General features: G+C 42.6%; 12 protein-coding genes and 1 pseudogene. 10 read left to right on the forward strand and 3 right to left on the reverse strand.

The annotated features are described in order from the left end of the window. The 7 genes and pseudogenes from HWQ44_RS33710 to HWQ44_RS29755 all read left to right on the forward strand — a co-directional run. Nucleotides 1-86, forward strand: a pseudogene (locus tag HWQ44_RS33710) (photosystem II protein D2); the annotation flags it as partial. A gap of 792 nt (nucleotides 87-878) precedes the next feature. Continuing rightward, nucleotides 879-1,160, forward strand: a complete 282-nt coding sequence (locus HWQ44_RS29730) for a 4a-hydroxytetrahydrobiopterin dehydratase (RefSeq protein ID WP_292725539.1) — start codon at nucleotides 879-881, stop codon at nucleotides 1,158-1,160. A 774-nt stretch (nucleotides 1,161-1,934) separates the two neighbouring features. Then, entirely contained in the window at nucleotides 1,935-3,656 is a 1,722-nt protein-coding gene (locus tag HWQ44_RS29735; protein ID WP_292725540.1) for an iron uptake porin, read from the forward strand. A gap of 408 nt (nucleotides 3,657-4,064) precedes the next feature. Beyond that, a complete protein-coding gene (locus HWQ44_RS29740) occupies nucleotides 4,065-4,502 on the forward strand; it encodes an Rrf2 family transcriptional regulator (protein WP_292725541.1) in 438 nt (145 codons plus the stop codon). A 92-nt stretch (nucleotides 4,503-4,594) separates the two neighbouring features. Continuing rightward, the gene (gene cysK / locus HWQ44_RS29745) at nucleotides 4,595-5,557 is read left to right on the forward strand and encodes a cysteine synthase A (protein WP_292725542.1); all 963 of its coding nucleotides are present in this window, start codon (nucleotides 4,595-4,597) and stop codon (nucleotides 5,555-5,557) included. 15 nt (nucleotides 5,558-5,572) lie between these two features. Further along, nucleotides 5,573-6,274, forward strand: a complete 702-nt coding sequence (locus tag HWQ44_RS29750; RefSeq protein ID WP_292725543.1) for a J domain-containing protein — start codon at nucleotides 5,573-5,575, stop codon at nucleotides 6,272-6,274. A gap of 135 nt (nucleotides 6,275-6,409) precedes the next feature. Beyond that, on the forward strand, nucleotides 6,410-7,282 hold the full coding sequence (locus HWQ44_RS29755; RefSeq protein WP_292725544.1) for a 6-carboxytetrahydropterin synthase: 873 nt from the start codon (nucleotides 6,410-6,412) through the stop codon (nucleotides 7,280-7,282). A gap of 191 nt (nucleotides 7,283-7,473) precedes the next feature. Here the strand turns inward: HWQ44_RS29755 and HWQ44_RS29760 are convergent, their stop codons facing one another. Continuing rightward, the gene (locus HWQ44_RS29760) at nucleotides 7,474-8,442 is read right to left on the reverse strand and encodes a PrsW family intramembrane metalloprotease (RefSeq protein WP_292725545.1); all 969 of its coding nucleotides are present in this window, start codon (nucleotides 8,440-8,442) and stop codon (nucleotides 7,474-7,476) included. Continuing rightward, the gene (locus HWQ44_RS29765) at nucleotides 8,435-9,358 is read right to left on the reverse strand and encodes a class I SAM-dependent methyltransferase (RefSeq protein WP_292725546.1); all 924 of its coding nucleotides are present in this window, start codon (nucleotides 9,356-9,358) and stop codon (nucleotides 8,435-8,437) included. The genes HWQ44_RS29760 and HWQ44_RS29765 overlap by 8 nt, the downstream gene beginning before the upstream one ends. 326 nt (nucleotides 9,359-9,684) lie before the next feature. On the opposite strand from HWQ44_RS29765, the gene mscL reads away from it, so the two are divergent. Next, nucleotides 9,685-10,116 (forward strand): large conductance mechanosensitive channel protein MscL, encoded by a 432-nt coding sequence (gene mscL / locus HWQ44_RS29770; protein WP_292725547.1) that lies wholly within the window; start codon nucleotides 9,685-9,687, stop codon nucleotides 10,114-10,116. A 170-nt stretch (nucleotides 10,117-10,286) separates the two neighbouring features. On the opposite strand, the gene HWQ44_RS29775 is transcribed toward mscL, so the two are convergent. Continuing rightward, entirely contained in the window at nucleotides 10,287-11,966 is a 1,680-nt protein-coding gene (locus HWQ44_RS29775; RefSeq protein WP_292725548.1) for a DUF3352 domain-containing protein, read from the reverse strand. 550 nt (nucleotides 11,967-12,516) lie between these two features. Between HWQ44_RS29775 and HWQ44_RS29780 the strand changes: the two genes are divergently transcribed. Next, nucleotides 12,517-15,138 carry a M1 family metallopeptidase gene (locus tag HWQ44_RS29780; RefSeq protein WP_292725549.1) on the forward strand — a complete coding sequence of 874 codons (2,622 nt, stop codon included), beginning with the start codon at nucleotides 12,517-12,519 and terminating at the stop codon, nucleotides 15,136-15,138. 576 nt (nucleotides 15,139-15,714) lie between these two features. Further along, on the forward strand, nucleotides 15,715-17,439 hold the full coding sequence (locus tag HWQ44_RS29785; protein WP_292725550.1) for an AarF/ABC1/UbiB kinase family protein: 1,725 nt from the start codon (nucleotides 15,715-15,717) through the stop codon (nucleotides 17,437-17,439). Nucleotides 17,440-17,463: the final 24 nt, after the last annotated feature.

Consider the following 17,463-nt stretch of genomic DNA (forward strand, 5'->3'; position numbering starts at 1 on the left):
TCCGCGCTTGGATGGCTCCTCAAGATCAACCCCACGAACAATTTGTATTCCCTGAAGAAGTTCTACCTCGCGGTAACGCTCTCTAAGAATTCAAATTTGACCCTGACCTGAATTAGGGTTGTAGTTGGCGGAAATTGACACCAACAAGCTTAAATAATCTCCTTGTTAATAACCCAATAAAGTGTCAATATTCCCCATTTTCCAGCGATCTCCCACCAAAAGGTGGGAGATTTTTTCTTGTATATGGTTAATATCTCTAAATTTATGTGTTATATTAGGTGAAGGTTATTAACCCAGAGTAAACACTCTGCCCTTTTAAAACTAAGACCGCTTAGGCAATAAGGAGGTGATGCCCATGATAGAAAGTAGTAAACGCATGGGTCATCAGGTTGCAGTTAGCCGGCTGTGTGCCGGGGCTGTTCTCTAAAAGTTAGCCTTAGTTATCTTTGAGATACTAAGTTAGCTCAAGTAGCTAGGCAAGCTCGGAGTTCCTTCCGGCAGTCTGGTTGCAACCTGAAGACCCAGCTAGACCGCTCTGACTTAGATCATCTGATCTAAATCAGAGCGGATAGTTTTTTATGGGTGACTTTTGTTTTATCAATGGTTACTTTTGAAAATATTAGATAGCGATAGCCTGCCGCGGACAAAGCCAACCTATTTAAGTTTTCTTAAAAAGAAAAATATTTTGCATTAAACCTTGGAGTTTGAACAGATGTGAGCAATAGCTTCTATCTTTCTGCCAAGTCTCATTTAAATCTAGACACACGCTTATGCCTTATAATTTATCCTCCCATATTTTCTGTGTGGAGAACAAAAGGGGTTTGCCTTTGTCAGATGCAAAATGTAACAAATAAATATACAAGTAGGAATTTTTTGATATGGCACAACTACTCAGTGAAGTGGAAATTCAAGAACAGGCAAAGGTTCTGTCAGATTGGACTGTTAAAGACTCTAAGTTGCAGATTACCCGCACATTCAAAGATTTTATTGAAGCAATTGAGTTTGTCAATAAGCTGGTGGAGCCGGCTGAGTCAGCAGGACATCATCCAGATATAGAGATTTCCTATAATAAAGTGAAGATTACACTCACAACACATGATGCAGGCGGGTTAACGCAACCAGACTTTGATGTAGCGCGGGCAATTTCCCAAATCAACTAAATCATGTCTTTTAACATCTTGCACCAGACGACTCGAAGTCATCGCGATACTGACTAAGGAGGTAAGCGTGAATCAATTAATCAATTAAAGGATTGATTGTAATAAGCGGCTCCAGCCCTCAAAAGAAGGCTGAAGCCGCTTACTACGAGCCAATTTAATTAAATTTACATTGTGTAACATTAGTTTGATTGATTTTTGCTTGTACCAATTTGAACAATAGATTGCGACAGATAGAACACTCAAAGCGATTACCAATAAATTTTTCTCTACGATACGCACTCGTGTTCCCAATCCAAAATCCAAAATTGTATTACTTACCCTGCAAAAAGGCTTTACCTATGTTTGTATAGCCAAGACAGTGTGTTTTAACTGGTGTGCGATTTATACTAGGGCTAAGTGCAAGAAGTGATTTTTAATGAGCGCTACTAAGTGTCTAAAGCTTTCAGCAATTTAGCCAAATAGAAGCAAATGCCCTAGACCCTACTCTCTGCTTAGATATTTAGATAAGTAGATGTGACAGTTATTAAGGCGATCGCTGCAATCTTGCCATCTAGATCAGATGTTTTATAATGTTATGATATAAAGATATGTTTTTGCATAAGTTAATCACATAAGTTTTTAACCCAAAGTTAATCGTTTATTAGCTTTGCAAAAACTAAAATTGTAGTAGTGGCTACTATGCTTCATCCACAGGTTTCAATGAGATGTCGCATTTTTGAGAATTAGGTGCAACGAAGCCAATTATCTAAACAAGGTGTGAGGAGTAAAGGAAAGATGTCTAATCTCTTATGGAAATCCTTAGTGGTTAGCCCAGCAGTTTTGGGAGCAACATTGTTAGTTTCGACAACAGCAATGGCGGCCCCAAACCCAACCACAAAAGTGTCACCAGCCAAACAACTAGGTATAACCGAAGTTGCCCAACAGCCAGAAATATTGGCTCAAACAACCATAGATCAAGTTAATCGCTACAGCAACGAAGGCAACCAAGGTAATTCTCAGTCTCAAGTAACATCGGTTTCTCAATTTTCCGATGTACAACCTACTGACTGGGCATTTCAAGCATTGCAGTCCTTGGTTGAGCGCTATGGTTGTATCGCAGGTTACCCGAATGCTACTTATCGTGGTAATCGTGCTTTAACCCGTTATGAATTTGCCGCTGGTTTGAACGCCTGTTTGGATCGAGTTAACGAATTGATTGCCACAGCAACAGCTGACTTGGTGACCAAACAAGATTTAGCCACCTTGCAACGGTTGCAAGAAGAATTTTCCGCAGAATTGGCAACTCTACGCGGTCGCGTAGATTCCCTAGAAGCGCGGACTGCTGAATTGGAAGCTAATCAGTTCTCTACTACCACAAAACTAGTGGGTGAAGCCATTTTTGGTGTTACTGATGTCTTTGGCGGTAATACTGGTGACGCTAACAATACCGTCTTCCAAGATCGGGTACGTTTAGACTTGCAAACCAGCTTCACTGGTAGAGACGTTTTGCACACACGTCTAGCAGCCGGTAATGCACAAGCCTTTTCACTAGTGGATAACGCTGGTGGTGCTATCAATACTGCTGAAGGTACACAAACGTTTGAAGTCGGTAGCACTGGTAACAACAGTGTCAAGATAGATCGTTTGACTTATGAAGCTCCTATAGGCCCAGCCCAAGTTTACCTCGCAGCTAGTGGTGGACGACACAGCCAGTATGCTGCTGTCAATAACCCTTACTTTTTCGATAACACTGACGGCGGTAACGGCGCTTTATCTACCTTTGCTTCTGAAAGTCCCATCTATCGGATTGGTGGCGGTGCTGGTATAGCACTCAATCTACCCCTTGGTAAAGGTGGCGGTATCCTGGGAAATAGCTCAATCACTGCGGGTTACTTGGCATCGGAAGCCAATAGTCCTGCTCTTAGTTCAGGTCTGACCAACGGCGACTATGCAGCTCTTGGACAATTGAACTTTAGTGTTGGCGATCGCTTGGCTTTAGCTGCTACCTATGTCCACGGATATAGTGCCGCAGGTGGTCTATTATTCAACTCAGGTTCCACGTCAGATAACAGTTTTGGAGAGGTTTTAGTAGGTACTGGACAAGCTAACGCTTTAAGTACCACAAACGCATCTTCAAGTAACTCCTATGGTGTGTCGGCTGCATTTAGACCCAGCGACAAACTATCCATTAGTGGCTTCGTGTCTTACCATGATGTGACCGGTTTCGGTGTAGGTGATAATTATGAAGCTTGGAGCTATGGTGTTGGGGTAGCTTTACCTGATTTTGGTAAAAAAGGTAACGTTTTAGGTGTTTTTGCTGGTGCAGAACCCTATGCCTTTAACCGACCAGGTTTTGTTGGTAATGATATACCCTATCACTTTGAAGGCTTCTACAAGTATCGTGTGTCAGATAACATCTCTGTTACCCCTGGGGTAATTTGGTTGACCTCTCCTGGTCAAAACAGCAATAACGATGATGCGATTATCGGTACGCTCAGAACAACTTTCACCTTCTAGAGTGTTGACTATCCACTGACAATTTTGAACTCTATTTCTCCCCGCCATCAGGCGGGGCTTTTTGTTTTTAGTAACAGTAATGGATAAACCCCAGTATTTCACCGGAGTATACTAGAAAAGTTAGGAGTTATGAGTTATGGAGGGTTTTATATAAATAGACCAGAGTAGGGTGGTCATTGTAATGCCCACTTGAAAACTGACTTACGCCGTCAGCAACTTTTTCTGAGCGAGCTTTTCTAATAAAGGTTGGCTGGATAAAGTTACATATTGCGTAATATCGTAACTCTGCCAATTTTAGACTTTCCAAGACGAATTTGGGATTTTATATTAAAGGAAAAATCTAAAATTCAAATTGAATGACTTTCAACTCATAACTCCTAATTCTTAACCCCTAACTTATTGCAGCTTGTGGAACTATCGTGTAAATCGGAATACGCAATTCTGGCCTTATTAGAGATGGCCGCTCATTACGAAAGTGGCGAACCGCTGCAAATTCGACAAATTGCAGCCCAACAAAACATACCCGATCGCTATCTGGAACAGCTACTAGCAACCTTGAGGCGTGGGGGTATAGTCAAAAGTCAGCGCGGGTCAAAAGGTGGCTATCTGTTAACGCGAGAACCCCGGAAAATCATCCTTTTTGAGATTTTGGAATGTTTAGAAGGGTTAGAGGCACGGGCTGGTGAAGAAAATGTTAATTCCAAAACGGTAGACAGTTCGGTTATAGAAGAGATTTGGCAAGAAGCAAGTCGCTCGGCAAATTCAGTGTTACAAAAATATACGCTTCAGGATCTTTGTGAAAAACGAGATTCGCGGCGGCAATTGGATATCATGTACTACATTTAGTCAAGAGTCATTAGTCATTAGTCATTGGTCATTTGTTGATGACTAATGACCAATGACTAATGACTCATAAGTAAATAACCAAGGACTAAATTATGCGAATAGCTCGTAACATTACAGAACTAGTTGGTCGTACACCCCTCGTGCAGTTAAACCGCATTCCTCAAACTGAAGGATGTGTTGCAGAAATTGTGGTGAAACTGGAAAGTATGAACCCATCGGCATCAGTTAAAGACCGAATTGGGGTGAGCATGATTAACGCCGCAGAAGAGGAGGGGCTGATTACTCCTGGGAAGACAGTATTGGTAGAACCCACTTCTGGAAACACAGGAATTGCCTTAGCAATGGCAGCAGCAGCCAAGGGTTATCGATTAATTTTGACAATGCCAGAGACGATGAGTGGGGAGCGACGAGCAATGTTGCGGGCCTATGGAGCAGAACTGGAACTAACACCTGGAATGGAGGGCATGAGTGGGGCAATTCAACGGGCGCAGCAAATGGTTAATACTACGCCAAATACCTATATGTTGCAGCAGTTCCGCAATCCAGCCAATGCAAAAGTGCATCGGGAAACTACAGCGCTGGAAATCTGGGAAGATACCGATGGACAAGTAGATATGATTGTGGCAGGAGTGGGTACAGGTGGTACGATCAGTGGTGTAGCAGAAGTGATTAAAGCACGCAAGCCTAGTTCCAAGGCGATCGCAGTTGAACCAGCCAATAGCCCAGTTTTATCTGGGGGACGACCAGGGGCCCACAAAATCCAGGGAATTGGTGCTGGGTTTATTCCCCAAGTTTTAAAGATAAAATTGATTGATGAAGTGATTACAGTCACCGATGAAGAAGCGATCGCCTACAGTCGGCGTTTGGCAAAAGAAGAAGGGCTACTATCTGGTATTTCCAGTGGAGCCGCTTTATGTGCAGCAATTCGCGTTGCCCAACGTCAAGAAAACAAAGGGCGTTTAATTGTGATGATTCAGCCCAGTTTTGGTGAGAGGTATTTGAGTACACCGTTGTTCCAAGACCTGGAGGCAAGGCTAGCGGCTAGCGTTAGTTAACGATACATTGAATTAATGGTCAATTATAAGCACGTTTCTAACCATTACGAAACTCTCAAAGTTAGTCCAAGTGCAAGCCTTGCGGAGATTAAGCAAGCTTATCGTCGCTTGGTTAAGTTGTTTCATCCTGACAGTAATCAGGAAACAGCCGATCATGAGCAGATTATCCGCATCAATGCAGCCTATGAGGTCTTAGGCGACAACCAAAATCGCCGTAATTATGACCAACAACTGCAATATGAACCGCAAAAATTAAATAGCGATCGCCAACAGCGTACAGCATCAGCGCAAAAGCATTACCAGACAAGACGAAAAACTGGACGCGATGTTGACGAACAAGTTGAAGAATGGCTGCGCCAAGTTTACCAACCAGTAAATCGCTTGCTTTGTACCATTCTTTATTCATTAGAAGAACAAATGGAGCAATTAGCCGCTGATCCCTTTGATGATGAGTTGTTAGACGAATTCCAGGAATATTTAAAAACCTGTCGAGATGACCTCAAGCAGGCACAAACTACTTTTCGCTCCCTACCGAATCCCCCTAGTCTAGCAAGAACAGCGGCTCACCTCTACTACAGCCTCGATCAAGTAGCAGATGGACTCGAAGAATTAGGTTACTTTCCTTTGAACTATGATGAGCGTTATTTACACACAGGTCAAGAACTATTCCGCATAGCTACGGGATTACACTGTGAGGCACAAGCATCTGTTACATAGTTATTGGGAATAGGGCATTGGGCATTGGGCATGGGTAAATCTCGCTAGATGACTAATGACTAATGACTAAGAAATTAGTTTATGCTGGAAACAGAAAAAGATTAAGAAATTTTAAATTCTGCTCATAGTGGACTCATGCAATGCATTGTTAATCGCCGTGCTCAGTTTTCGGCAAGTCATCGCTATTGGTTGCCAGAACTGAGTGAAGCCGAGAATATTGATAAGTTTAGTGCTGGCTCTAGATTTCCGGGACACGGCCATAACTATGTCTTATTCATCTCCCTAGCTGGGGAATTGGATGAATATGGCATGGTGCTGAACTTGTCTGATGTGAAACACGTAATTAAACGAGAAGTTACCAGTCAATTGGACTTCTCTTATCTCAACGATGTGTGGGCAGAATTTCAACAAACTCTGCCCACCACTGAGAATATTGCACGGATTATCTGGCAGCGGTTAGCACCCCACTTGCCTCTTGTCCGTGTACAGTTATTTGAACATCCTGAACTTTGGGCAGATTATATGGGAAACGCAATGGAAGCCTACCTCACCATCAGTACTCACTTTAGCGCCGCCCATCGGCTAGCTCATCCTAACCTCAGTAACGAAGAAAACACGCTTGTTTATGGTAAGTGCGCTCGTCCCCACGGTCACGGACACAATTATCATCTAGAAGTCACTGTCAAAGGGAAAATTGACCCACGGACTGGCATGATTATTGATTTAGGTGCTCTAAATCAAGTGGTAGAAGATTATGTGGTGGAGCCATTCGATCACACCTTTTTAAACAAAGACATTTCTTACTTTGCCGAAGTTGTGCCCACTGCTGAGAATATCGCACTTTACATTAGTAATTTACTGCGATCGCCCATTCAGGAATTGGGAGCTAAACTTTATAAAGTGAAACTGATTGAAAGTCCTAATAACTCCTGTGAAATCTACTGCACGGAGTCTGAATCAGATTCAGTCAGTGCATCCGTGAATCAGCCAGTATTAGCACGAGTTTAGCTAATTTAAAATCTAGGCATAGGACATAGGGAATTTATATCATCCCCATGCCCAATGCCCCATACCCAGCTAGAAAAGTTTACTAACTAAACAGTTGAAGCCAGGTCGCAAACGACTTGTCAATTTATCATAACTAAATAAAGTAGCTGCTAACTTTAATGTAGCCTGTTCACGACCATTAACTTCAACTTTTAAAAATACCGACGACGAGCGGAATGTCGTAAATAGCGATAAATGCTCCACGCTAAAACTCCAAAAAAGAGATTTAGTAAAAAACGACTAAATATAAACCACAAGATATAAGTGTCAAAAAGCTTTGATGGACTCAAAGGACTAATTTTGCTGACTAAGAGAAACAGCCCAAAAATAGCATTTCCACCCAGCATGAGGGCAAACAGCACTAAACTCCTCTGCCAGTAACGGCGCTGGATTGTACGGTACCAAATCAGGGTAATTACAGGTTTACCTTGCACTTTTCGCAGTAATTGTTCCAGCCGCCAAAACATCCACAACAAAAACGGAAATAAACCGTAACTTAGGAAGCGTAGGGGTAATGAGTAACCCCAAGCACTAGATAGGATATTAACTAGGGCATGACAGATTACAGAATTTAGCCAAGCCCTAAAAATAAATTTTTTATCTCGATTTAAGCGATTTTTAGAGGAAATATAGATTCCTAAAGCATATCCCCAAGGTGCAGAAAACATCGCATGGACTGGTGTGCCGATAGTCCGGTCAAAAATTGATGCTGTACCGTGGAAAAAGTAAATCCAGTTCTCTTCGGCAGTGAATCCAAGGGCAACAGCGATCGTGAAGAGGAAAACGCTAGAGTGAAGTAATCGATACTTGCGTTGCAGATAGTAGATTGGGACAAGAACCGCAGTCAACTTACAGCCTTCTTCAATTGGGCCTACTTCCACAAGCTGCCGCAAGGCTATACCAGGAAGCGAACGTTTGATCTGTTGCCAGTCGACAAAAGAGTTCGCTAAAGTTTCAAAATCCCATTCGAGTCTAAGGGCTAAAAGACCAGATATTGCCCCAATGATAAAGAACATCAGTAACTTTAACAGAGGTGGGGCAAATGGCACCCGACAGCAGTAGTAGCCTAGGAGCAGCAAGGGTGGTATTGCTGCCCACAACAGTAGAGATAAATCAACCACTCACCTGAGCGATCGCTGTACGGTGACGGTGGGTATTGTTGGTGATCGTAGGGGTTTGGAAGCCCGCTTCAACAATAGCTTGCTCAATGTCCAAAGCAAAATATTCATCTAAATATGGTTCAGTACTTTTGAGCAAAGTCAAAATGTAGGCTGGCATTTTCTTGTAAACTTCAGATTTGGGATTCATATCCATGATTGCCAAGTAGCCACCCGGACGCAACACGCGCCGCATTTCAGCTAAAATCTGTCGGGTTGCTGATTGGGGTAATTCGTGGCACATCAGGAAAATGGAAACTAAATCAAACGAGGCATCAGGTAGCCCGGTAGATTCAGCTTGGGCATGAAGCCAGTTAATTTTAGCTTGACGTTGCCCAGCGCGGTAATTGGCAACAGCTAAAAAGTAGGGAGACAAGTCCAAGCCTGTAATTTTGGCATGAGGATAAATTTCTTGTAGGGCAAAACTACTCAAGCCAACACTACATCCTACATCCAGGATGTCTTGCGGCTGATTAGGAATTTGACTTTTCAGGATATTGTGGTAGCTTTGGCGCAGCATCGGATCGCCTTGCGCTTCTTCAGCACTCTGCCAAATCTTAGCGTGGACAGCATAAGCAGCAGGTTCTACCTCAAAAGCAGCTTGCCAACTGAGATTTCCGGTTTCGTAGGCATGGAATGAGGTGACGTAGTAATCGGGGTAGGAAAGCTGAGGATTTTGTACTTGAGCAAGATCGTTTTTCCAATCACGCGCTTGTAGTGTTTCGACTTCTTGCGTCCAAGGCACACCAATTCTCTCGGCACGTTTAATCATCATTTGTCTAGCTTGATGCTTGGCTAGGTTAGCTAAAGGCTGGATTGCCAGTATGCCATTCACCAAGCGGGAAGCTAAACCAGGATTAGTGTTTACAGCAGGGGTCATAAATCAGTTTGCATTTTACAGCCTTTTCTACTTATGACATACTTGCTGGACGGCAGTCTAGAAATGAATTGAATTGTATAACAGCAGTCTTCCTCCTTTGGCTTGCCGCAAGCGACAAATATTATAGAAAGTTGACATTTGGAGAACAGCAAAGTTCTGAGAAGCTGTGAATTATGCGGGGTTCCAATTTATATTTAGTCAGAGAATTTTATTCAGGACTGGTAAAATTTTGCTCTTTAGCAATATCTATCTCAACAGGGATGGCAAAAAGCTGAGTGCCATTTATAAAGAAAATTACAGTAATTTAAGCTTATTTAGAATCAAGTATGGTCAGAGCAAGAAGAAGATCAAGTGGCTTTTTAAAAGATTTTCAAGAATTTGCCCTTAAAGGCAATGTAGTTGACTTAGCGATCGCCGTCATCATTGGTACTGCTTTTGGCAAGATTATCACTTCCTTTGTTGAAGACGTGATCATGCCATTGATTAATCCCTTGGTTAGTTTTACTGGCAAAGACTGGAGAACAATCACCATTATTCCGGGAATCAAGATTGGTGAGTTTCTTGGCGCAATAGTTGACTTTGCAATCATTGCCTTAGTTTTATTTGTGGCAATTCGAGCCTTACAAAAATTCAAGAGACAAGAAGAAGTAGCCGATGAACCCCTGCCAGACCCTAACCTTATAGCTCAGGAAAGATTGACTGGTGCCTTAGATAGGCTGAACCAAACCTTGGAATCTCGAAATAATCAAGTTTTGTGAGTAGGGGTGGGAATGGGGAGTAGAGGAATGAGGAGCAGAGGAGAGAATTAATAATCAATGCCCCTCGTGCTGTTAGCGGATAGCTAGGGTTTAGCCCGTAATCAGTGCTGAGTTCTGAGTAAAGAAGTGAGATTTCCTACTCAGCACTCAGAACTGTTTTGCCCCATACCCTATTTTGCAGTAGGCTTGAGAGCTAACAACATCTCCAATTCACTAGTAGATTTATCAGGGCTAGTAGCAGTAAAACCAATACCACGAATGGAACTGAGGATGGTGATGGTATCGGCGTTAGACGAGATAAAACTATTGATTAAAGGCACAGTTTTAGTTTTGTCCATATCCAGATAGAAATAGCCGCCATTGGGCTTTTGCAAAGAACCTGTAACGGCTTTGAAGGCATCGCTAGTGTCGAGAGATTGATTCTTGCCATCGCTAACTGCGTCAGCAATGGGGCCACCAAGAGCTACAAATACAGTATCTTGATCCAGCCAACCATGTGCCAATAAAGCTCCTTGTCGGGGAATTTGCCATTCAGTTACGTCTTTACCACCGATATTTCTGTTGGCGACGTTGATTTGTTGGGTTTTTGCAAGAGTATCCAACTTTGTTAAGGTAGCTTCGGCAGTTTTGCGATCGCTAGTATCAAAGAGTAAAGCACCTCCAAAACCAACACTCGCTAATACTCCTTGATTTGATGGAATCGCACCAAAGGCGAATTCCCCATTCATCCAGCCAAAAATATCTTTATCTAGGTCTAGATTGGCAAATTTCAGTTGTCCTCGTGCTTGTTCCAGAGCTTGCTTCATTTCTGGATAATCTTTTGACTGTTCTACTAGCACTTCCCAACCACGGCTGATGCCATTTCCGCTAACCAGAGCAAAGGTATCAGCAGGAAATTGCCCGACTATATTTCCAGGGCTTGATTGATACTGAAATTTATTTAGTTGTGGATCTAAATTAGCGATCGCTTTTACCCGCACTCCCGCATCATCGACACCAACACCCGCTACCACAGATTTTATCTGCTTCAATTGTGCGAGAGTTTGTGGGGGTAACTGCTTTACCTGCGGACTTCCGGCTGCTAATTGCTGTACCATCCCGGCATAGTCTGGTACATAAATTTGGGCGAGGCTGTTTTTGACATCTACTCCTTTCAGAATGCTGCTGGCACCTTCTTTACTGGCAAAAGAAGACTGTCCTTTAAACGTGTCAATTGCTTTTTCTACAGCTTGCTTTTGAGGGGCTAATACCAAGTGACTATTATTTAAAACTACGCTATATGTCGGCTTGCCATTTTCTGTAGTTTCGATAATTTTTTGACCTTGATAGTCAGATTCCTGTAATTTCACCCCTTTTTGTGACTTCAATTTGTTAGCAAAATTCAACGCACTGAGTTTGTCCTTGATTCCCACTACTATCAGGATATTCGGTTCCTGCTGTAAATTTGTTGGTATATTAGGTGCCCCAGAGGGTACGTTGAACTGTGCCGGTTTCACCGGATTTGCTGGCAGTACAGCAATCATTACACCACCAGCCCAAGGCTTTATGTCTTTTTCATAAGAAACGTTAGCGTCACGGAACATTTGCTTATTGAAATCTTCCAGATTTTTTGCCACTAACTTTTGTGCTTCTGGAGTGCCAAACTGTTGTAATTTTGCCCAAGCTCCAGAGTCAGTAGTAATATAAGTTGCCATCAATGCTGTTGAAGGTACTACTTTCGCACTCCCTAGAGCGTCTAAACTACCTGCTGATGAGCCTTTAAAATAGGTATAAGCTGCTATACTTCCTGCTACAACAACTACAGCAGCCCCAACAGCAGGAATGAAAAATTTTGATTTACTTTCAGGCATTTTGTTATCCTCTTTTGCTCAGATTGTCACCGAGATTTATACAAGTGTCATTGTAGAGTTTTCGGATTTATTAATAATTTCTGCTCATTGATCGGTATTTACTGATAAAATTAGTAGTCCTATAAGTTAGCAGTCTAAAATTACTCTCAAAAATACTTCAAAGGGATGATGAGCAAATCCGCAAATGATATGCTGTTCATCTCAAACAAAATAGCCTGATCAGCAGCAGCAAGCTATCCTAAGTTATAAGAATAATTAGGAGTATTTGTACTTAATGAGAATCTATCGAGGTGCAAGAGACTCTTGACTCAATGACAAAAAAGTGCAAAACATCAGGAAAAGTAAATGCGGTAGGGATATGGAAAAAAGTCCAAGGATCGGCAGCCGATCTTCGGAAGTTCGGGTGAGATTAATTTCAATCCCCCAATCCCAAAGGGGAGTTATCACCTCTATAATGCCCTATTAATTTGGGAAATACAGACACCGCTATTTTGCTTAACAACATCCAGCCAAGCCAGACTTTTCAGGATTACAAGGTCAGTAAGGATCAATGTCGAAGTCTTATTTTGATACAGATAATAACGGACACAAACCTTTTGAGTTACCGGGAGCAAGACCACAGTACAACCCCGATCGCCCCGGACAGGTAGAGCATATTTTTCTCGTTCTCAGCTTGGATATTCCCAAGCAAAGCTATCAGGGCAGTTGTAGCATTCGCCTCTTACCAATCCGTAATGGCATTGACCGTTTGACTTTGGATGCTGTCAACCTGAATATCGAGTCTGTGCAGGTGGACGAGGTGCCACAAGATTTTGACTATGACGGGGAACAGCTTTCCATTCAACTTTCTGAGACGACCCAGATTGGTAAACGCTTGCTGATTGCGATCACCTACTCACTGGCAAAACCGCAACGCGGTATATATTTTATCCAACCAGACAAGCACTACCCAAACAAGCCCACTCAAGTTTGGACTCAGGGAGAAGACGAAGACTCTCGCTTTTGGTTCCCCTGCTTTGACTATCCAGGACAACTATCTACTTCGGAAATTCGCGTTCGTGTTCCCAACCCTCTCGTGGCTATTTCCAACGGCGAATTAATTGACACCACAGAAGATGGTGATTACAAAATCTACCATTGGTCACAGCAACAAGTTCATCCTACCTACTTGATGACCTTGGCAGTAGGTGATTTTGCGGAAATTCAGGATGAGTGGAAGGGAAAACCAGTCACCTACTACGTAGAAAAGGGACGGGAGGAAGATGCTAAACGCAGCATGGGCAAAACTCCCCGGATGATCGAGTTTTTGAGCCAAAAGTATGGTTATCCATACCCTTTTCCCAAATATGCCCAAGTTTGCGTCGATGACTTCATCTTTGGCGGCATGGAAAACACCTCCACAACTCTGTTAACAGATAGATGTTTGCTGGATGAACGTGCCGCCTTAGATAACCGCAACACCGAAAGTTTAGTCGTCCACGAACTCGCGCACCAGTGGTTTGGTGATTTGGTGGTGATTAAGCATTGGTCTCATGCTTGGATTAAAGAAGGGATGGCTTCTTACTCTGAGGTGATGTGGACAGAACAGGAATACAGTTTAGAAGAAGCAGCTTACTATCGTTTATTGGAAGCTCGTCGTTACCTAAGTGAAGATAGCAGCCGTTATCGCCGACCGATGGTAACGCACATTTACCGAGAAGCTATTGAACTTTACGATCGCCACATCTACGAAAAAGGGTCTTGTGTTTATCACATGATTCGGGCCCAATTGGGAGATGAATTATTTTGGCAGGCTATCCAAACATTTACCCAAGATAATGCCCACAAAACCGTAGAGACAGTAGACTTACTCAGGGCGATTGAAAAAGCTACCGGACGTAATCTTTTGTTCCTCTTTGACCAATACGTTTATCGTGGTGGTCATCCCGATTTTAAAGTAGCTTACTCTTGGGATGGGGATGCTAAGTTAGCAAAAATGACAGTAACTCAAACCCAAGCTGCTGAAGGTAAAAATGGCAGTAAGGATTTATTTGATTTAAAAATACCTATTGGTTTTGGCTATACACAACAAGAAGAAGTGAAGAGTAATGGCAAACTCAGGACTCAGGACTCAGCACTCAAAACTTTCACAGTGCGGGTGAATGAACGTGAACAAAGCTTCTACTTTCCCCTAGAAAATAAGCCACAATTTATCAGCTTTGATGTTGGAAATAATTACCTAAAAACAGTAGCTTTGGAGTATCCAATAGCGGAGTTAAAAGCACAGTTAGAATTTGATCCTGACCCGATTTCGCGTATTCATGCAGGAACAGCTTTGGCGAAAAAAGGCGGGTTAGAAGCTACCATTGCGCTTTCTACTTCACTAAAAAATGACCCATTGTGGGGTGTGCGTGTGGAAGCGGCGAAACAACTAGCCCAAATCAATTTAGATCAAGCCTTTGATGGCTTAGTTCTTGGGTTAAAAGATAAAAATGCTTACGTGCGACGATCTGTAGTGGAAGCACTTGCTCAAATCAAAACTGCTGAAAGCTATAAACTTGTGAGAGGGCTGTTACAAAAAGGCGATCCCAGCTACTACGTTGAAGCAGCAGCTTCTCGGACGATCGGGGCGATCGCATCGGCAAACTTGGAAGAAAAACCCAAGGAAGACAAGGTATTAAAGCTGCTGAAATCCGTTTTAGAAGAGAAGGCGGGTTGGAATGAAATCGTGCGGAGTGGGGCAGTTGCTGGTTTAGCTGAATTCAAAACCTCGGAAGCAGCTTTAAATCTGCTCATCGAATACACCAAGCTTGGTGTACCACAACCTCTACGTTTAGCCACAATTCGCGCTTTAGGAAAGATTTCTGTAGGTCAAAGTCCGGTTAATTTGGAACGGATTTTAGAAAAATTAACAGAACTAGCCAAAGAAAGCTTCTTTTTAACGCAAGTGTCGGTAGCAGCAGCATTAGGGCAAATGGAAACACCCAAAGCAGTGGGGATTTTGCGATCGCTAATTGACCAAACAGCCGATGGGCGTGTACGTCGCTCTGCTGAAGAAGAAATTTCCAAGGTGCAAAAGAACATTGGTTCAGAAAAAACCCTGCGTCAATTGCGTGAAGATTTTGACCAACTAAAACAACAAAATCAGGAATTGAGAAGCCGTTTAGAAAACTTGGAGGCCAAATCTAAATAGCACTACATAGTAATTAAAAGTGGCTAATTGGTAATTAGTCATTGTGACAAAACCACTATAGTAATCCTAAATGATATGTGAGAAAGAATAAAGCCTGTAATGCTTGCAAAATTAGGATTTTTCTCTTCGTAAATTCTCACAGATCAGATGGGATTGCTATACCAATTAGCAAGATTTTAATTGACAGTGTAATTTTTTTGTGGACACATAGAATATTTTATTTTTCACTTAAATCGCAGGGTATAAATAAAAATAACACCAAGATCCCCGACTTCCGTGAGAAGTCGGGGATCTTGTATAGGTAAATATTTATATTTATATCAAGTAAAGTTAAGAAAAGATAAAATCATCCAAAACGTGGAAAAGTAGTTGTAGTTTTATAAAGTATAATTAAGAAAAAGATAAACATATCTAGGCAGTAGCAATAGGCTAAAATCGCCTCGAACACTATCCCTAAAGGGTAAGGTTCTAGTTGTTTTAGATAAAATACTACTCGCTATCTTGAACTTGCAACTAACTTGTGGGTCAGGAGAAAAAACCGTTGTAAATTTTTCAGTTGAAGAGGCAAAAAAAGGCGTGGGTCAGTATCAACCTGCTCAACTAAAACTCTATAATCCAGATGCGATCGCTCGCTACTATAGTTACCGTCCCTGGCTAGCCTGGGGGCGACTGCTGAGAATTATCTCCTCATTTGCAGGATTTATACTCAGTCTGAAGTGGGACGAATGGCAAGATAAAGTTGAGCAGAACAAGGGTAAACGAGCTATCCAGTTGCGAGAACTGCTCACCCGCCTCGGCCCGACTTTTATTAAAGTTGGTCAAGCCCTCTCCACCAGGCCTGACCTGATACGCAAAGATTTCTTAGAAGAACTGATCAAGTTACAAGACCAGTTACCACCTTTCGATAATGCGATCGCTTACCAGATTATCGAAACTGAACTAGACCGTCCAATCCACGAAAGTTTTAGCGAACTGTCACCTCACCCAGTTGCTGCTGCTAGCTTGGGTCAAGTATACCGGGGTCGTCTGGTCAGTGGCGAAGAAGTCGCAGTGAAGGTGCAACGCCCCAACTTACACCCAGTAATCACACGCGACCTATATCTGATGCGTTGGGCAGCAGGTTGGCTAGCTCCTTGGTTGCCTTTAAATCTTGGTCACGACCTAACTTTAATTGTGGACGAGTTTGGCACGAAGTTATTTGAAGAAATTGACTATATCAATGAAGGGCGCAACGCCGAAAAATTTGCTCACGATTTCCGCAACGACCCGCAAGTAAAAGTTCCAGGTATTTACTGGCGTTACACGAATACCCACGTTTTAACCCTGGAATGGATTAACGGCTTCAAGCTGACAGATACTCAACGCATCCGTGAAGCAGGTTTAGACCCAGAAGCGATCATCCAAATTGGCGTTACTTCAGGATTGCAACAGCTTTTAGAAAACGGCTTTTTCCATGCTGACCCTCATCCTGGTAATTTGTTTGCTGTGACCGATGGTCGTATGGCTTACATCGACTTCGGCATGATGGATCAGTTGGAAGAAAGTACTAAAGAAACGCTAGTGGATGCGCTAGTGCATTTGGTAAATAAAGATTACACCGACTTAGCCGAAGACTTTGTAAAATTAGGATTTCTGACTCCAGACACCAATATTTGTCCGATAGTGCCAGCATTAGAAGCGGTACTAGGAAACGCTATTGGCAAAAATGTCAAGGATTTTAACTTCAAAACTATTACCGATGAATTCTCAGAATTGATGTACGAATATCCTTTCCGAGTCCCGGCAAAGTTTGCTTTGATTATTCGTTCCCTAGTGACACAGGAAGGTATTGCTCTTAGCCTCAACCCGAATTTCAAAATTGTGGAAGTGGGTTATCCCTATATAGCGCGGCGGTTGTTGACGGGGGAATCGCCGGAATTACGGCGACGATTATTGAATGTGTTATTCAAAGATGGTAAATTTCAGTGGCAGCGGTTAGAGAATTTAATTGCGATCGCTCGTACTGATAGCAACTTTGATGTATTGCCCACAGCCCAGATGGGGTTCCAATATTTAATGTCCGAAGAAGGGAAATTTCTGCGGCGACAACTGGTGCTTGCTCTCACCGAAGATGACCGCCTCCACACCGAAGATGTCCAACGGCTGTGGAACCTGGTTAAAGATGACTTAAAACCGGATCGTTTATTAAATGTAGCGATCGGCATTTTAACAGAGTTATCCAGAGAAGGCGCAGCTGCCATCCTCCCAAAAGCTACATTACTTGGGTCTTTTGCTGAGAACCAGTCAACCAATAAAAACTAAAAAATCTTTAATATCAATTAGGAG

This window comes from Nostoc sp. JL34 (assembly GCF_017114945.1).
Classification (GTDB): Bacteria; Cyanobacteriota; Cyanobacteriia; order Cyanobacteriales; family Nostocaceae; genus Nostoc.

Bases quoted from the DNA above. Each gene is read 5' to 3' on its own strand.
- HWQ44_RS29765 (WP_292725546.1), bottom strand. From the start codon at position 9,358: ATGACCCCTGCTGTAAACACTAATCCTGGTTTAGCTTCCCGCTTGGTG.
- mscL (WP_292725547.1), top strand. From the start codon at position 9,685: ATGGTCAGAGCAAGAAGAAGATCAAGTGGCTTTTTAAAAGATTTTCAA.
- HWQ44_RS29780 (WP_292725549.1), top strand. From the start codon at position 12,517: ATGTCGAAGTCTTATTTTGATACAGATAATAACGGACACAAACCTTTT.
- HWQ44_RS29755 (WP_292725544.1), top strand. From the start codon at position 6,410: ATGCAATGCATTGTTAATCGCCGTGCTCAGTTTTCGGCAAGTCATCGC.
- cysK (WP_292725542.1), top strand. From the start codon at position 4,595: ATGCGAATAGCTCGTAACATTACAGAACTAGTTGGTCGTACACCCCTC.
- HWQ44_RS29730 (WP_292725539.1), top strand. From the start codon at position 879: ATGGCACAACTACTCAGTGAAGTGGAAATTCAAGAACAGGCAAAGGTT.
- HWQ44_RS29775 (WP_292725548.1), bottom strand. From the start codon at position 11,966: ATGCCTGAAAGTAAATCAAAATTTTTCATTCCTGCTGTTGGGGCTGCT.
- HWQ44_RS29735 (WP_292725540.1), top strand. From the start codon at position 1,935: ATGTCTAATCTCTTATGGAAATCCTTAGTGGTTAGCCCAGCAGTTTTG.
- HWQ44_RS29750 (WP_292725543.1), top strand. From the start codon at position 5,573: ATGGTCAATTATAAGCACGTTTCTAACCATTACGAAACTCTCAAAGTT.